This is a genomic window from Alcaligenes endophyticus (genome assembly GCF_026344035.1).
Taxonomy (GTDB): domain Bacteria; phylum Pseudomonadota; class Gammaproteobacteria; order Burkholderiales; family Burkholderiaceae_B; genus Alcaligenes; species Alcaligenes endophyticus.
The window spans coordinates 393,864-407,933 of sequence record NZ_JAPKND010000001.1; the positions used below are offsets into that span (position 1 = coordinate 393,864).

Here is a 14,070-nt window from a genome sequence, read left to right on the forward strand (position 1 = left end):
CTGGCCTGATAAAAAGGCTCTGTACGGCGCTTCAAAGGCACGCCACCTAACTGTTTAGCACTGCCAGCCCGCTAACGTGATACTCAAAGCATACTCCCCCGTTCATTGACACGGTTTCTTTCTCCCTCGTTTCCTATAGCATGCTCGATAAACATTCAAAGGGCAGTGGCCCCTTAAGCAAAGAGGTTCGGAGAAAAACATGTGGGATTTCAGTATTAAACGCTCTTTGGCTTTAATGGCTCAGACCATGCCTTTTATCGTACTACGGTGCGCAGTCTATTTCGGCATTACCTTAGCCTACATCTTGATTACTGGCATAGGTTCGGGCATAGGCTGGGGCGTCGGCGGTTTAGGCAGCGAGGGCTTTCAAGCCAGTGCCGCATTTTGGGGCGGGGCCATCGGCCTAGGCCTAACAGCCGGCGTCGTTTATTTACTGAGGGAATACCTGCTTTATATGGTCAAAGCAGGGCATATCGCGGTCATGGTCTCTTTACTAGATGGTAAACCCTTTGCCGCTGGAAAGTCGCAAATAGAACAAGCCAACTCAGTGGTCAAGGCACGCTTCGCTCAAGCCAACGTGTTGTTTGTGCTTGATCAACTCATCAAAGGAGCCGTGACCTCCATCACCGGACTGATACAAGGACTTGGCACACTACTTCCCATTCCAGGCATTCCTGCACTAATGAACCTAGTGCGCGCTTTTCTGCGCGTAGCGGTGGGTTTGGTGGATGAGATTATTTTGGCTTACGCTATCCGCACAGAAAGTGACAATCCATGGGGCTCTGCTCGCTCCGCACTGGTGCTGTACGGACAAAATGCGAAAGGTTTACTAAAAAATGCGGCATGGCTAACACTGTTTACGTATGGTCTTACGCTTGTCCTGTTTCTTTTTCTACTCGCGCCCGCTGCAGCCCTAGTCTATATCATGCCTGGCGCTTGGTCCGCTGGGGGCGTGATTATTGCGCTGGTGCTGGCCTGGGCTATCAAGGCAGCCATCATTGAGCCTTTTGCCATTGCCTGTTTGTTACAAGCTTACTTCCGCGCTATCGAAGGCCAAGAGCCTGACCCTGTATGGGAATCACGCCTCGACGGTGTCTCACGTCAATTTGGGCAACTAAAAGATAAGGCTGCTAGTTGGACACACCCTGCCCCCGAGGCCAATGCTCACGCTAAACAGTAAGCACCACCAAAACTGTTCAACATGACATGCCACAATGGCATGAAAGAAAAACAAACATCCGATGACAAAAAGGCAGAGCGGCCCACGTCGTGTGGCCGCTCTGCCTTGTGTTCATAAAAAGCTGTACCAAATCCCTAGAGATAAGTTTTAATTAATGCGGATATCGGCCTTGGTCGCGAGCTCTTTCCACATAGGAATTTCACGTTTGACGATTTCGTCGAGCTCGGCGGGTGTGCTTCCTACGATAACAGCGCCTTGCGCGTTAAAAGCCTCTTGAATTTCTTTGCGCCCGCTCAGCGTTTTGACCACCTCTGAAATTTTTTGTACGGCCGCTTCAGGCGTATTGGCGGGAGCAAAAAGAGCATACCAAGAGTCCACATCAAACCCCTCTAGGTCCTCAGCAACAGCAGGAATGTCCGGCATTACCGGCGTACGCTGCGCCGTTGAGACAGCTAAGGCCTTAAGTTGGCCATTTTTAATAAAACCTGTCACTGACGGAAGCGACACCCAGAGCAAAGGGATTTGGCCGCCGACCACATCAATGGTGGCCGGGCCACCGCCTCGATACGGGACGTGCAAGAGATTTATATCCCCAGCCATTTGCTGAAATAACTCCCCAGCGATGTGGCTAGGTGAGCCTGTACCCGCTGTTCCGTAAGGAACTGCATCAGGCGAATGCTTCGCATACTCAATGAGTTCAGCAATACTAGAAGGACCGAAGGAAGGGTGAGCAACTAGGACCTGCGGCGCCGACGCCACCAAAGACACCGGCTTAAAATCTTTTTCTGTATCAAATGGCAAGCCACTATAAATGGCCGGATTAATCGTATGGGACGATAAGGTCATCAGTAGGGTGTGTCCATCTGGTGCGCTACGTGCCACCATACTGGTAGCAATAGTGCCCCCCGCTCCCCCTCGGTTTTCAACGATTACAGTTTTCCCCAGCAGTTTACTCATGGGCTCCTGAAGAATACGAGCCGCCACATCCACACTCCCCCCAGCCGGATACGACACAATCATATTGACTTGCTTCGTCGGGTACGGTGTTTGCGCGTTGACTGCATAGGGCACAACCAAACATACCGCCGCCAATAAACTTGTATGTAGGCGCGTCTGGAAGGTCTTTTTTACTACTTTTTTCAAGGTGCTGCTCATTGTCTGTCTCCTAGTTGTAGAGTAATCCCTTTGTTTTTCTCGATAACGCAGGATCAAACGTTATCGATAATTTGGAGCGCACTGACCCCTGCCTGCTTGAACGGCACAACATTTCTACTTAAACAGGAGGCGGTCTTATTTTTGAATGAAAGAACGATCGTTAGCTAACTAATCCCCTTTCAGGTAAGCCTGCAAGCGGGCTTTAAGCCCGGGCGCAGAAGCTGATCGCACCAAGTCCGCCAAATCAGCATCGTGATGTTGATTATCCAGCACACGAAACAAAGTGCTGCGGGTGGTGTGTGCTAAACAGCCCATAGAGGCCGTTAGCGAAGCGATACTCTGACTCCAGTTGCCTGACTCGACAAGGTCGTGAACAAAATCCATCGAGGCGGCTTGATCGGCCTCGAACGTAGCCGTACTTGCCAAAATATAGGCGGCTTTTTCTCGTCCCACAATTTGAGCAAAGCGACGTGACCCCAGAACCAGCCCGAACCTGAGTCCTGGCATACGGAAGCTACTTGTGGGCTCACATATCCGATACTTACAAGCCGCAAATAGATCAACGCCCGCACCAAAGTTGCGGCCGTGCGCTAAGCCAATAGTAAAAGCAGGGGAAGCTGCTACTTTCTGCAAGAGAGTTTCAAGCCGAACAAAGCGCAAAACCAAATCACCCTCGGACTGTTCTTGGTAAGCGCTAAAATCAAAACCAGCACTGAAATTCTTACCGTGCCCCCGAAATACAAGCACAGGCACTTGCTCGGCATGCGCCTGATCTAAACCTTCAATCAAGCTTTCGACAAGTTCAGCAGACAACGCGTTCCTTTTATCCGGACGGTTCAAAATAAATGTCCAAGCCTGCTCTTGTCGCTCAATGATCAACTCGGCATCTGACGTAAGTGTTTTATCACTACTCATATCAAGCCTCTATGTCGCTACGCCATTGCCCAAGAATTTCGTCGTTGTGCTCACCTAAAGCGGGAGGCCGGCGGTGAATCGTATCCGTATGCCCGTCAAAACGAATGGGTGATGCAAAGGTGCGAGTCAACGCACCATTAGGCAAGCTTAAGTCCTGCACCCAATTCATATGCTCAACTTGAGGATCAACGAGCACTTCAGAGTAGGTGTTTATGGGGGCGCTAGGCACCTTGGCAGCACGGAATGCCTCTAGCCATACCTGAGCGGGCTGATCAGCGAAGATCGTTTCCAAAATTTCGCGCAAAGCATCTTGGTTTTCGGCGCGCAAAGTAGGTGATGTGAAGCGTGGATCATCGAACAGCTCAGGACGTTCCACTACCTCGCATACGGATTTCCACAAGGAGTTATTTCCCGCCGCCATGCCAAAATATCCCTCTTTGCAGCGGAATACCTGATACGGCGCGTTCCGGGGGTGTGCTGAACCGAGCTTTTCTGGGTCTTTCCCCGTGCCAAAATATTGAGAGGTTTGTAAAGCAGCGATACCTAATGTTGCGCCGAGCATGGAAATATCCACGTGGGCGCCTTCCCCGTCACGTTCAGCGCTACGCAGGGCGGAAACAATCGCAAAAGCGGCATATAACCCCGCGGTGAAATCACATACCGGTACGCCACACTTCACTGGAGCACCGCCAACCTCACCTGTCACACTCATTAAGCCGCTCATGGCCTGCAAAGTGAGATCAAAGCCGCCTTCTTGGCTACGCGGACCAGACTGGCCGTAAGCAGAAATAGAGCAATACACCAAGCGCGCATTCCGCGCTTTAAGCGCTTGATAACCTAGCCCTAGCCTATCCATGACACCGGGTCTATTATTTTCGAGCAAAATATCGGCCTCGGAAATCAAATTCAAGGCCAGTTGCTTATCTTGCTCATTTTTAAGATTTAAGGTCACTGAACGCTTATTGCGATTCAGGGAGGCGAAGTTCTCACTAAAACCATCAGTGATGGGTGCCCAACTACGCAGCGTATCGCCCGTTTCGGGCTGCTCAATTTTCACTACATCGGCACCCATATCTGCTAACAGCATGCCGCAAAATGGTCCCGCGGCCACATTACAGATCTCAATGACTTTAATACCGCTCAATGCTCTGGCTTGTTTGCTCATTGTCTCATTCCTTAGGTAAATCAAAATATTCGCCCCGATACCCCAGTTGACTGGACAACGCCTGGGCGCTGCGCAACACCAAAGGGGCCATCCTTGTCATGGCTTCAGGGCTTAAGCGATCTAAAGGCCCGGAAATTCCTAAAGCCGCTACCACTTTGTTAAGTCCGTTCAATAACGGGGCAGCCAGCCCTCCCACCCCTTCACGCCACTCACCATGGTTTTCAGCATATCCACGCAATTGCACTTGACGAAACTCGTTGCGTAGAAAGGCTAGGTCAATATGCGTAGAAGCCGTGTGCTGCTGCAACACGCTTTGGTATTGCACGAGGTAATCGGCAGGCTGAAAAGACAACAGTACTTTCCCCGTCGCCACGGCGTAAGCGGGTGCTCGGCCACCGATGACGGAATAAGCACGGATAGGCTGCGGGCTATCAATTTTGTCGATATACACCACGTCCATGCCTTCCAGCACGGATAGATGCACGCTTTCCCCTGTTTGATCGGCAAGCTCGCGCATGAAAGGAGCCGCTAAGCTGCGTACATCTAAAGAAAAAAGAAGCCGCGCACCCATTTCAAATAGTTTTAGTGTGCAGCGATACCCCCCCGAAACGGGATCTCGATAGACATAACCAGCGTGCGACAAAGACTGCAAAGTTCGGTGCGTATTGCTACGAGTCAGCCCTACTTGTAGGGCAAGTTGCTCGATCGTCAATGCCTGGCCATCCAGTTCATTGATCGTCTCGAGTACACGTAAGCCTTTTAAAAGAGTCTTATCCATAGCGACAATAAAAATGCAGCAGACATATAGGGCAGGCTAGAAATGCCTGTTCAAATTAATTATATCGACGTTTTTTAAACAGATCAAGATATGGGATTCATTTCCTATATTATAGGAAACAGGATAGGAATCCGTATGTTTTTACAGTAATCAGCAAATAATGACCTTACTTCTTTGGCCTTATCACCTTAGGGCATCACCCACCCGATAGACGCAAAAAAGCTCGGCAGCCAGAAGGCCGCCGAGCTTTAGCAAGACGCTACCAACGCAGAGTTTTTATTGAGGTACTAAGTCCGTAAAAGGCAAGTTTTCAGTGAACGCCGCTTGTACTTGTTCCACAACCAATGTATCAGGAAGGGTGAAATGATCTTTCAGAGGAAAATCACGACTCGAACGGCCAATAAGCACAGCGTATTCCCCTTTATCTGCAACCCACTGACTAGATGCCGTGTGAAAAGAAGCTAACGCCTTAGCATCCAAGGACATCGTCAACACTTCGCTCTGGCCAGGCTGCAACAGCTCTGTTTTAGCAAACGCTTTGAGTTCTTTCACTGGCTTATCAATGCTGCCTGAAGGGGACTGCAGATAAAGCTGTACCGACTCCATACCAGCCACTTTACCGGTATTGGTCACCTTGACAGTCACCTGCATAGTATCCTGAAACTGAGGTGAGCCAAGCGTCAAGTCGGAGTAATCAAAATCTGTATAGGACAACCCAAAACCAAAGGGATAGGCAGGCTCTATATTGAAACGATCAAAATAACGATAGCCTACATAAATCCCCTCGGTATAACTGATGTCAGTGGGATTGTCTTTAGGTTGACCAAAGAAGCTATCGGCTGACGGCACATCAGCGTATTGTTTAGGAAAAGTTTGTGTTAGCTTGGCAGAAGGGTTGACGACCCCGCTCAAAACATCGGCTACCGCATTTCCGCCCTCTTGTCCGCCATACCAACTAACTAATATTGCATCGGTTTTATCAGCCCAATGGGTATCAATGGCCGACGGTATATTCAAAACAACAATCAGCTTTTTACCTTCTTGATGAAATGCATCCGACAAACGATGCAGCAAGCTTAGCTCTGCATCTCGTAAATGATAGTCCTTCTCAAGCTTCAAATCATGTTCTTCGGCCGAGTTGCGTCCAATAGCCAATAATCCAATATCGCTATTTTTAGCCGCTTGTAAAATTTCTTCATCGCTTATTTCGAGTTCGGCAATGTCTGCGAAGGGTTCTAGTTTGGTCAGCTTCTCGCGACGCTCCAATTCCATTTTTGGTGGCTCCACCCCAGGCTAGCGCCCACTGTGGGGTCTCCCATGCGAATCGTGCTGTCACTTATTTCCGCCCCTACCCCCATAGCGGGTAAAGCGGCGAAGGCCGATACTTTTTTATATCCTATAGGAAAGGTCGTGTTCAAAGTCAGGCGAGCACCCCCTATATGAGTTCCAGGCACCCAAATTAAGGTGTGAAGATCAACATAAGCGACCGCATCAACCCCAAGATAAGCGCCACCAGCCAAGGGTACGTCTAGATCGGTACGTGATTTGCCAGAATAGAAGTACAAATCATTTTGTACGTACATGCCCACAGGCAGACTCATGCCCGCCATTTGGCTGCGCGTTCCTAAAAGATAAAAGCCCGAGCCACCTTCTGCGGCTTGCACTGGCACCAAATGCAATAAGGAAACGCAGCTAAGCGCAATCACCAAAAAACGTTTAATACACAGGGCCATCGTCGTACCTAAAGAAACGCAGCGGATACCGCTGGCAATACGTTTTCACTGGCGTTAGCCCGTAAGAGGTGCCAAAACCATCCAAAATGATACTTTATTTGCTTAAACACAAGTCATCATTTCGTCTCATATGTATCCTCATTACGTCTCAGTGATGAGAAACTACTACCTATAAGAGCGGCCTTATCCTCGCTTTCGTTGCTCAGATGGTGTTATGCCAAACCGCTTTTTATAAAGTCGGTGAATATTAAAAGAATCAAAAAAGCCGCAGCGATAAGCTAACTGAGCAATCGTTAAGTGTTGTTCTGGATCTAGCAATAAACGCTGCAATTGGCGCAGGCGTAACTCCCGAATAAATTCGGCAATGGACAAATCGAACTGAAAAAAAGCACGATAAAGCGTCGCTCGAGAACAGCCCAGTGCGCTGGCTATCCGCTGGGCATTGAGGTTGGGATCACCCAGATTTAACTGAATATAATGACGTGCTGCCGTGACCAAGCCTTGATGGCTGCCTTGGTAATTTTTCTGTATATCCGCACAGGCCCCCTCAATGATGGTCATGGCGAAGGCTTCTGTCGCATCAAGCAAAGTGAGCTTTTCTTTATCGTTCAAATCCCCCGCCAGCTTGGAAAACTGCTCTAACTGCATTCTTAGCATGGGAGCTAACTTAAAGTGAGACAAAGCCTTGCCAATAAGGACAGGCGATGGCGTAGAACCTGTAAATAAGGACTGCATCTGCGAACGCGGCAAATCCAATAATATCATGCGGTTTTTATCAAACCGCAAGCGGCTAGGTTTTGTCGCGTCAAACAGAAAAAACTCATTCGGTTTAATAAGAAAATCAGGCTCACCTTCATAGTGACCCGATATTTCTCCTTCTAACAAGTACATAATGCTGAGCTCGGCGGCACCATCGGCGTTTATTTTTTTTGGCTACGCTCGCCTGTAAAAGGATCTGCTCGTACGTCGTGAAGCTCGCCTGTTTTGCTGGCAAGCGTTTGAATACTTGCATCAAAACCTTTTCTTTGTACTTTATTGGGCCGATCGACATCGAAATTGTAAATAACCGAGCTTGTCCAGTAATCGTATTGCTCAGCACCAGGCACGCCTTGCGTGCTGACATTAAGAAAAACATGAGAATGCTCGCTAGCAGGAACGAGACCATAAAATTCTTGCCGGAACTCATCATCACTCATCACGTGCCAGGGCGCTCTTAGCGCGGGCGAAATATATTCGCCCCAGAAGTTTTATAACCGACTCGTGGCCATTTTATCGTAAAAACCGCATATTTCTAGCGTGCTCACCATTCTTTACGCTTGCCCACGCGCTAATGGCAACGCCGTTTTATATGACACTTGCTTTAAGGCAAAACTAGAGCGAATTTTTTCGATACCTGGAATAGAAGTCAGTTGGTCTTGAATAAAACGCTCTAGAGCCTGAATATTAGGTACCGCCACACGGATTAAGTAATCGGAGTCGCCTGTCATCAGATAGCACTCCATAACTTCTTCTTGTTGAGCGATGCGCTGCTCAAAATCGGCTAAGGCCGATTTCGACTGCGACGTTAGGCTAATCGAAATAAATACATTTAAGTCTAGACCTATGGCTCGTGAGTCAACCAAAGCAACATACGCGGTAATGATACCCTGGCGCTCCAGTGCTTTGACTCGGGCCAAGCAGGGCGAAGGGGTAAGATGTACCCGTTTAGCCAGTTCCACGTTACTCAGGCTACAGTCTGCTTGTAACTCAGCCAAGATGCGTAAATCGATCGCGTCAAGCATTAGACCGACCTTTACCGGAGAAAATAGGGCGGGCCATATTCACGATATCGGTGCAAAGACTATCGTGGCGATGGACGGCATAGTACTTTAAGGCGGGAAGCTTTAAAGGAATATCAACGCGCATCAAATTATTAAATTTCTGATGAAAAGAAATAAAGGGGTCAGAAGGCAAATACGCCAGCCCCAAACCATTATTAGCCAACTCAGTTAAAGCCGTCATGCTGCCACAATATATTTTCTCTTTGGGTTGTATGCGGTGATCAGTGAGCATTTTTTGCAGCTCATTATACAAAGTAGATTCTTCAGAGTGCATCAGCAACGGAAAGCTAAACACTGTTTTCAAATCAAAGGGGGGGTCGCCCACTGCACAGTTTTTGCTAATCATCCAATCATGATTAATGCTGCTAACGTAAGTAGACACCAAGGTGCTACCCGTGTCTTCAACGCAGGGGCCAATAACCATGTCGAGTAAATCAGCATTTATTTTGCGTGACAAAGTTTTAGCCAAAGCAACATTAGACTCAAGAATAATCTTGGGGTAACGTGCCTTAATAGCGGCTATTAGTTCGGGTAGCCACGTCAAGGCCACCATTTCTGTGACCCCAAGACGGAAATACCCTGAGTAAGAACGAGGATCTTGATACTTATCTGTGATTTTTTGCCTTAACGCGAGCATTTCTTCAAAATCTTTAATAAGCTCCCGCCCCGCTATGGTTAATTGGGTACGGTTTTTAGCCTCAAACACCTCAAGATTCAGAACACTCTCTAAGTCGATAATGCGCTTAGAGATCGCCGACTGCGTGGTATTCAATTTATCTGCAGCCTGCCTAAAGCCCGACAAGACATGCACCCAATAAACGGCTTCTATCTGCTTTAACGTCACCATAAAAAACCTGATTGTTGGTGTGGCATGTCTTTGTCTCCGACTTTATTTAATAGATACGACCACCTTTCCGTGAGCCTTACCTGATTCTAAGTAACTTTGCGCCTGTCCACCCTGAGCCAGCGTAAAGTGTTGATCGTCCACCAGAGGACGTACTTTACCCGCCTCTACTAATTCTGTTAACTGCTTTAAAATTACACCGTGCGCCGCACGACCGGCACCATTGAGCATAGGCAAAAGCATGAAAACCACATGCAGACTGGCACTTTTGGCATGCAAAGGAGACAGGTCATGGGTGCTACGCGCGGCAATCGCGGCCACTCGTCCATTTAAGCCTATACCTTCAAATGCACGGTCTAGGTTAGCGCCACCCACCGTATCAAACACCACGTCGAAGCCTTTCCCGTTCGTATACTGCTCCACGTACTCTTGCACACTAGCCTGAGAAACGTCAATAACGTTGGCCACTCCAGCATTTTTCAGGAATGTGTCGTCGTGCTCGCCTAACACTGTTGCTGATACCGTTGCGCCTAATTGCACAGCCAGTTGTACCGCAATATGTCCAACGCCGCCTAGGGCTCCCTGAATTAATACATGGTCCTGCGCCTTAACCTGCGCTCGCTCTAGTGCTTCCCACGCAGCAATAGCTACCAATGGCATGGCAGCCGCCTGCTTCATGCTCAAATTGCTAGGTTTGTGCGCCAGTAAATCCGCGTCTGCGAGAATGAACTCTGCGAGTGCGCCCGAATTGCCTTTGACTCCCGCCACACAACCATAGACTTCATCACCCACCTTAAACCCAGTGACCCCCTCTCCAACCTCGGTCACCACGCCTGCCATGTCACACCCCAGAGGGGACGGCAATGCGGGTCCTATGGGCAAACCCTGCCGAATTTTAATATCAATCTGGTTGATAGAGCTGGCATGTACCTCGACCAACACATAACCAGGCTTAATGGCTGGTTTTTCTATCTCGACATACTCAAAGTTGTCGACTGTCCCTGTTTCTTTCAATATAAGTGCTTTCATGATTTTCTTCAAAAAGAGTTAGTTAACGAGAATGGCCCAACGCTACCGCTAGGCCATCTCGCTCACAAGGCCCTAATTTCTTTCGATCTTAGCCACTGTGACAACCTCTTGCCACTTTTTCAGCTCATTCGAAACAAACTGTCTAAAACGCTCAGAGTCGATCTGGGTGTTTGGCTCAAAGCCGATGACCAGCAGCTTTTTACCCAGAGCTTCATCATTCATCGTTTTTTGCAAGGCGTCTAAAATTTTCAGTTGCACCTCTTTAGGAGTACCTGCAGGTGCAAATATCCCCGTCCAAGAGTTAGCGACTACGTCATAACCCTGCTCTTTTAGCGTCGGCAACTCGGGATCCCCTGCAAAGCGGTTTTCGCTCGCAATACCCAAGCGTTTCAAAGTTCCAGCCTCAACATGCGGGTTGGTCGCCGCGAAGGTGTCAAACATATAACTAATGCGTCCTGCCACTAAGTCTTGCATGGCCGGCCCTGACCCCTTGTAGGGAACGTGAACTGACTCCACCTTAGTCTCTTTCTTGAACAACTCTCCCGCCAGATGCAAAGGCGCCCCTGTGCCTGACGAGGCGTAAGGATGATCTTGGGGTTTGTCACGCAAGATATTAACTAGCTCAGTAACATTGTTGGCAGGCACGTTATTGTTGACCGCTAGCACCAAAGGTACATTGGCGATCAGGCCAATGGGTTCAAAGTCTTTTTCAGCATCAAAAGACAAATCTTTAGTCATTGCCTGTAGCATGCCATGTGTGGCTGCCGTCCCCACTAACAGGGTGTAGCCATCGGGCCGGGAAGCCTTGACGTAATTGGCTCCTATCACGCCTGCCGCCCCCGGCTTATTCTCGATAAAAACCGTCTGACCCAAATGCTCTGAGATGATGGGCGCCGCGTGGCGCATAAAAATATCCTGCCCTCCTCCTGCTGAAAAGGGAACAATAAGACGTACTGCTCTTTCAGGATACGATGACTGCGCTAAAACGGGGCCACACAAGGAAAAGGCAGCCGCACTGAGCACAAGCGATAAGCTTGAGAGTTTTTTCATAACCGTCCTTGCCAAGCAGAGAGGATTTATTTGTTTTGAGGCGCAAAAATTTCGTCTGTGGGGACGCGATAGCCCGCCACTAAGCGATTCGTCTCGTTCGCCATGCCCACGATACTCATGAGCTCGCCAAAAATCTCTGGTGTCATTCCTTTACTCGCCGCCGCGCTGGAATGACTGGCAATGCAGTACTCGCAATTATTGCTAATACTGACGGCCAAATACACTAACTCCTTGGTCAGTGGATCTAGGGCTCCACCTGGGGCCATGACCTCCTTCACGCTTTCCCATGTGCGCTTTAAGAGGGCTGGATCGTTGGCCAAATATAGCCAAATATTATTGATGTAATCGGTTTGACGAGTGGCTTTAATATCGTCATACACTTTTTTAACAGTCTCGTTAGCCGCTTCATATTTTATTGCTTGTGGTATATGCATTGTCTCTCTCCTGTTTGTCTAAAAAATCAGAACGTGATCTTGATGTTTTTTTTCTCTGCTAAAGCCTGTAAGCCCAGCATGTCCCACGTTGTTTTACCTTCCATCAGTTCTTTTCTAAAACGTTTTTCAGTTTCCTCCCTGGCTTCACACACTTGATATAGGGTCGGTATTTGAGCCGCAGGCACAACGACGACACCATCATCATCACCGATAATCAAATCGCCGGTGTGGACAATTGCCCCACCTATGCAAACAGGCTCTTTTAACGTACCGAAGGTTTCTTTAACGGTGCCTTTAATGCTGACCCCGCGGGAAAACACGGGGAAACCAATGCGATGCATTTCTTCAGAATCTCGTACTGAGCCATCGATCAATAAGCCTTTAATACCCATGCCGATCGCGCAACTGGCCATCACGTCGCCAAAGGCGCCCTGCTCAGTAAAGCCGCCCGAGTCACATACGATAATCTCGCCAGGACGTGCCATTTTGAGAGCAGCATGCAAAGTGAAGTTATCGCCCGGATGACTACGGCACGTAAATGCAATGCCCAACAACTTCATGCCCAGCCGCAAAGGCTTAATGGCAGAGTCAACAGCGCCCATGCGACCCATGGCCTCGTGGGCTGTCGCAGCGCTAATGGATGCGTATTTTTGTACTTGCTCTTCCAAAGAGGGTGTACTGGTGGATGATTGGCTCATTCGCTTTCCTTTTCATGAAAAATAAATAACAACACCGCGCTGCGTACTACTGAGACACGTTAGCCACACCCCAGGTGTAGTTTTTACGCGGGAACTCTTCCCAGTACTGGCGCATCTCACGGTGGGGGAAATCTTTATAGGGCTGTGCTTTAAGCGCATCTAAATCAATATCAATACCCCAGCCTGGCGCTGTAGGCACATCCGCCCAACCATTTTCAATATGGATGCCCTGCTTAGTAAAGCTGTCGCAGGCTTCACTTAAATTAATGAAGCATTCGGCGATGGTGAAGTTGGTAATTAAGGAGGAGTAGTGAACGGTGGCTGCCAGCCCAACCAAGGTACTGTTGTAATTGTGCGGGCTAATAGCCACCGCATGCGGGTGCGCCAAAGCGGCGATATCCATCATCTGGATTAAGCCCCCGACCGCACAAATATCCGGATTAAGAATATCCGCTGCCCGTTTATTGAGTGCCTGAGTGAACTGCTCTTTGGTGTACAGCGTTTCACCGGTCACCACCGGAATATTGATTTTCCCACGCACCTCAGCAACCAAGTCTATGTTGTCCGACAGGCAAGGCTCTTCGTAGCAAAAAATGTTGTACTGCTCGATACGATTAGCAACTCGTATGGCATGATGCGGCGCCACGCGACGATGGGCATCAATCAATAAATCAACATCAGGCCCGACAGCTTCTCGCATGGCACGTACGCAATCGACCGCATAATTTTCTTCTGCCTGACTAATGAAAGTACGCCATGGGCCTGGGAAAGGGTCCCACTTGATCGCGGTGTACCCCAGCTCGCAGGTTTTCACGGCGTTGGCGACAATACTGTCGATCGTATTGGCTCCATACCACCACCCGTTGGCATACACTCTAACCTTGTCACGCACTTGACCACCAAGCAGATTACAGACCGGCTGGCCGCTGGCTTTACCCACAATGTCCCAAAGCGCTAATTCAATCGCGCTCCATGCGCACAGGTGGTCTACAGAGGTTCGACGAATAGCGAAATCGTCAAACATGATTTGCCCCATATGGCGAATGGTAAAAGGGGAGCGTCCGACTAAAAAAGGCGCCATGCCAGTAATGTATTCGGCCACTACTTTTTCTTTTTTGACGCCAACATATGCCTCGCCCCACCCATATAAACCGTCGTCTGTTTCGATGCGACAAAACAATAAATTCTTTCCGCTCGCTGGATGAAACAGAAAAGTTTCAATACGCTCAATTTTCATTTTTCTTCCTTGCCATACTTCATCTTGTTGGT

At 48.8% G+C, this 14,070-nt stretch carries 16 protein-coding genes; 1 reads left to right on the plus strand and 15 read right to left on the minus strand.

Features of this window, described 5'->3' with window-relative positions; all coding sequences use genetic code 11:
- Nucleotides 1–199 precede the first annotated feature (199 nt).
- Nucleotides 200–1,180, plus strand: coding sequence for a hypothetical protein (locus tag OSH01_RS01770; RefSeq protein ID WP_266122328.1), 981 nt, complete (start codon nucleotides 200–202; stop codon nucleotides 1,178–1,180).
- A gap of 147 nt (nucleotides 1,181–1,327) precedes the next feature.
- Here the strand turns inward: OSH01_RS01770 and OSH01_RS01775 are convergent, their stop codons facing one another.
- From OSH01_RS01775 to OSH01_RS01845, 15 genes are all read right to left on the minus strand, one after another.
- Nucleotides 1,328–2,335 (minus strand): Bug family tripartite tricarboxylate transporter substrate binding protein, encoded by a 1,008-nt coding sequence (locus tag OSH01_RS01775; protein WP_266122329.1) that lies wholly within the window; start codon nucleotides 2,333–2,335, stop codon nucleotides 1,328–1,330.
- Nucleotides 2,336–2,503: 168 nt separating this feature from the next.
- Nucleotides 2,504–3,250 (minus strand): enoyl-CoA hydratase/isomerase family protein, encoded by a 747-nt coding sequence (locus OSH01_RS01780; protein WP_266122330.1) that lies wholly within the window; start codon nucleotides 3,248–3,250, stop codon nucleotides 2,504–2,506.
- A 1-nt stretch (nucleotide 3,251) separates the two neighbouring features.
- Entirely contained in the window at nucleotides 3,252–4,415 is a 1,164-nt protein-coding gene (locus OSH01_RS01785; protein WP_266122331.1) for a CaiB/BaiF CoA transferase family protein, read from the minus strand.
- A gap of 4 nt (nucleotides 4,416–4,419) precedes the next feature.
- Nucleotides 4,420–5,193 carry an IclR family transcriptional regulator gene (locus OSH01_RS01790; protein WP_266122332.1) on the minus strand — a complete coding sequence of 258 codons (774 nt, stop codon included), beginning with the start codon at nucleotides 5,191–5,193 and terminating at the stop codon, nucleotides 4,420–4,422.
- A 276-nt stretch (nucleotides 5,194–5,469) separates the two neighbouring features.
- Nucleotides 5,470–6,465 carry a glycoside hydrolase family 3 C-terminal domain-containing protein gene (locus OSH01_RS01795; protein WP_266122333.1) on the minus strand — a complete coding sequence of 332 codons (996 nt, stop codon included), beginning with the start codon at nucleotides 6,463–6,465 and terminating at the stop codon, nucleotides 5,470–5,472.
- Nucleotides 6,438–6,926, minus strand: a complete 489-nt coding sequence (locus OSH01_RS01800) for a transporter (RefSeq protein ID WP_266122334.1) — start codon at nucleotides 6,924–6,926, stop codon at nucleotides 6,438–6,440. Before OSH01_RS01800 ends, OSH01_RS01795 begins: the two co-directional genes overlap by 28 nt.
- Nucleotides 6,927–7,109: 183 nt before the next feature.
- Nucleotides 7,110–7,817, minus strand: coding sequence for a helix-turn-helix domain-containing protein (locus tag OSH01_RS01805; protein ID WP_266122335.1), 708 nt, complete (start codon nucleotides 7,815–7,817; stop codon nucleotides 7,110–7,112).
- Between the two features lie 29 nt (nucleotides 7,818–7,846).
- Nucleotides 7,847–8,122 carry a hypothetical protein gene (locus tag OSH01_RS01810; protein WP_266122336.1) on the minus strand — a complete coding sequence of 92 codons (276 nt, stop codon included), beginning with the start codon at nucleotides 8,120–8,122 and terminating at the stop codon, nucleotides 7,847–7,849.
- A gap of 114 nt (nucleotides 8,123–8,236) precedes the next feature.
- On the minus strand, nucleotides 8,237–8,707 hold the full coding sequence (locus OSH01_RS01815; RefSeq protein WP_266122337.1) for an Lrp/AsnC family transcriptional regulator: 471 nt from the start codon (nucleotides 8,705–8,707) through the stop codon (nucleotides 8,237–8,239).
- Complete coding sequence (locus OSH01_RS01820; protein ID WP_266122338.1) at nucleotides 8,700–9,593, minus strand: LysR family transcriptional regulator; 894 nt, start codon at nucleotides 9,591–9,593, stop codon at nucleotides 8,700–8,702. The genes OSH01_RS01815 and OSH01_RS01820 overlap by 8 nt, the downstream gene beginning before the upstream one ends.
- A 42-nt stretch (nucleotides 9,594–9,635) precedes the next feature.
- Nucleotides 9,636–10,619, minus strand: a complete 984-nt coding sequence (locus OSH01_RS01825) for a zinc-dependent alcohol dehydrogenase family protein (protein ID WP_266122339.1) — start codon at nucleotides 10,617–10,619, stop codon at nucleotides 9,636–9,638.
- Nucleotides 10,620–10,691: 72 nt separating this feature from the next.
- Nucleotides 10,692–11,669 carry a Bug family tripartite tricarboxylate transporter substrate binding protein gene (locus tag OSH01_RS01830; RefSeq protein WP_266122340.1) on the minus strand — a complete coding sequence of 326 codons (978 nt, stop codon included), beginning with the start codon at nucleotides 11,667–11,669 and terminating at the stop codon, nucleotides 10,692–10,694.
- Between the two features lie 26 nt (nucleotides 11,670–11,695).
- The gene (locus OSH01_RS01835) at nucleotides 11,696–12,103 is read right to left on the minus strand and encodes a carboxymuconolactone decarboxylase family protein (RefSeq protein ID WP_266122341.1); all 408 of its coding nucleotides are present in this window, start codon (nucleotides 12,101–12,103) and stop codon (nucleotides 11,696–11,698) included.
- 26 nt (nucleotides 12,104–12,129) lie between these two features.
- A complete protein-coding gene (locus tag OSH01_RS01840; RefSeq protein ID WP_266122342.1) occupies nucleotides 12,130–12,801 on the minus strand; it encodes a 4-carboxy-4-hydroxy-2-oxoadipate aldolase/oxaloacetate decarboxylase in 672 nt (223 codons plus the stop codon).
- A 46-nt stretch (nucleotides 12,802–12,847) separates the two neighbouring features.
- Nucleotides 12,848–14,038 (minus strand): mandelate racemase/muconate lactonizing enzyme family protein, encoded by a 1,191-nt coding sequence (locus tag OSH01_RS01845; protein ID WP_266122343.1) that lies wholly within the window; start codon nucleotides 14,036–14,038, stop codon nucleotides 12,848–12,850.
- Nucleotides 14,039–14,070: the final 32 nt, after the last annotated feature.

Coding starts and splice junctions, on each gene's coding strand:
- OSH01_RS01770 (WP_266122328.1), top strand. CDS start 200: ATGTGGGATTTCAGTATTAAACGCTCTTTGGCTTTAATGGCTCAGACC.
- OSH01_RS01775 (WP_266122329.1), bottom strand. CDS start 2,335: ATGAGCAGCACCTTGAAAAAAGTAGTAAAAAAGACCTTCCAGACGCGC.
- OSH01_RS01780 (WP_266122330.1), bottom strand. CDS start 3,250: ATGAGTAGTGATAAAACACTTACGTCAGATGCCGAGTTGATCATTGAG.
- OSH01_RS01785 (WP_266122331.1), bottom strand. CDS start 4,415: ATGAGCAAACAAGCCAGAGCATTGAGCGGTATTAAAGTCATTGAGATC.
- OSH01_RS01790 (WP_266122332.1), bottom strand. CDS start 5,193: ATGGATAAGACTCTTTTAAAAGGCTTACGTGTACTCGAGACGATCAAT.
- OSH01_RS01795 (WP_266122333.1), bottom strand. CDS start 6,465: ATGGAATTGGAGCGTCGCGAGAAGCTGACCAAACTAGAACCCTTCGCA.
- OSH01_RS01800 (WP_266122334.1), bottom strand. CDS start 6,926: ATGGCCCTGTGTATTAAACGTTTTTTGGTGATTGCGCTTAGCTGCGTT.
- OSH01_RS01805 (WP_266122335.1), bottom strand. CDS start 7,817: ATGTACTTGTTAGAAGGAGAAATATCGGGTCACTATGAAGGTGAGCCT.
- OSH01_RS01810 (WP_266122336.1), bottom strand. CDS start 8,122: ATGAGTGATGATGAGTTCCGGCAAGAATTTTATGGTCTCGTTCCTGCT.
- OSH01_RS01815 (WP_266122337.1), bottom strand. CDS start 8,707: ATGCTTGACGCGATCGATTTACGCATCTTGGCTGAGTTACAAGCAGAC.
- OSH01_RS01820 (WP_266122338.1), bottom strand. CDS start 9,593: ATGGTGACGTTAAAGCAGATAGAAGCCGTTTATTGGGTGCATGTCTTG.
- OSH01_RS01825 (WP_266122339.1), bottom strand. CDS start 10,619: ATGAAAGCACTTATATTGAAAGAAACAGGGACAGTCGACAACTTTGAG.
- OSH01_RS01830 (WP_266122340.1), bottom strand. CDS start 11,669: ATGAAAAAACTCTCAAGCTTATCGCTTGTGCTCAGTGCGGCTGCCTTT.
- OSH01_RS01835 (WP_266122341.1), bottom strand. CDS start 12,103: ATGCATATACCACAAGCAATAAAATATGAAGCGGCTAACGAGACTGTT.
- OSH01_RS01840 (WP_266122342.1), bottom strand. CDS start 12,801: ATGAGCCAATCATCCACCAGTACACCCTCTTTGGAAGAGCAAGTACAA.
- OSH01_RS01845 (WP_266122343.1), bottom strand. CDS start 14,038: ATGAAAATTGAGCGTATTGAAACTTTTCTGTTTCATCCAGCGAGCGGA.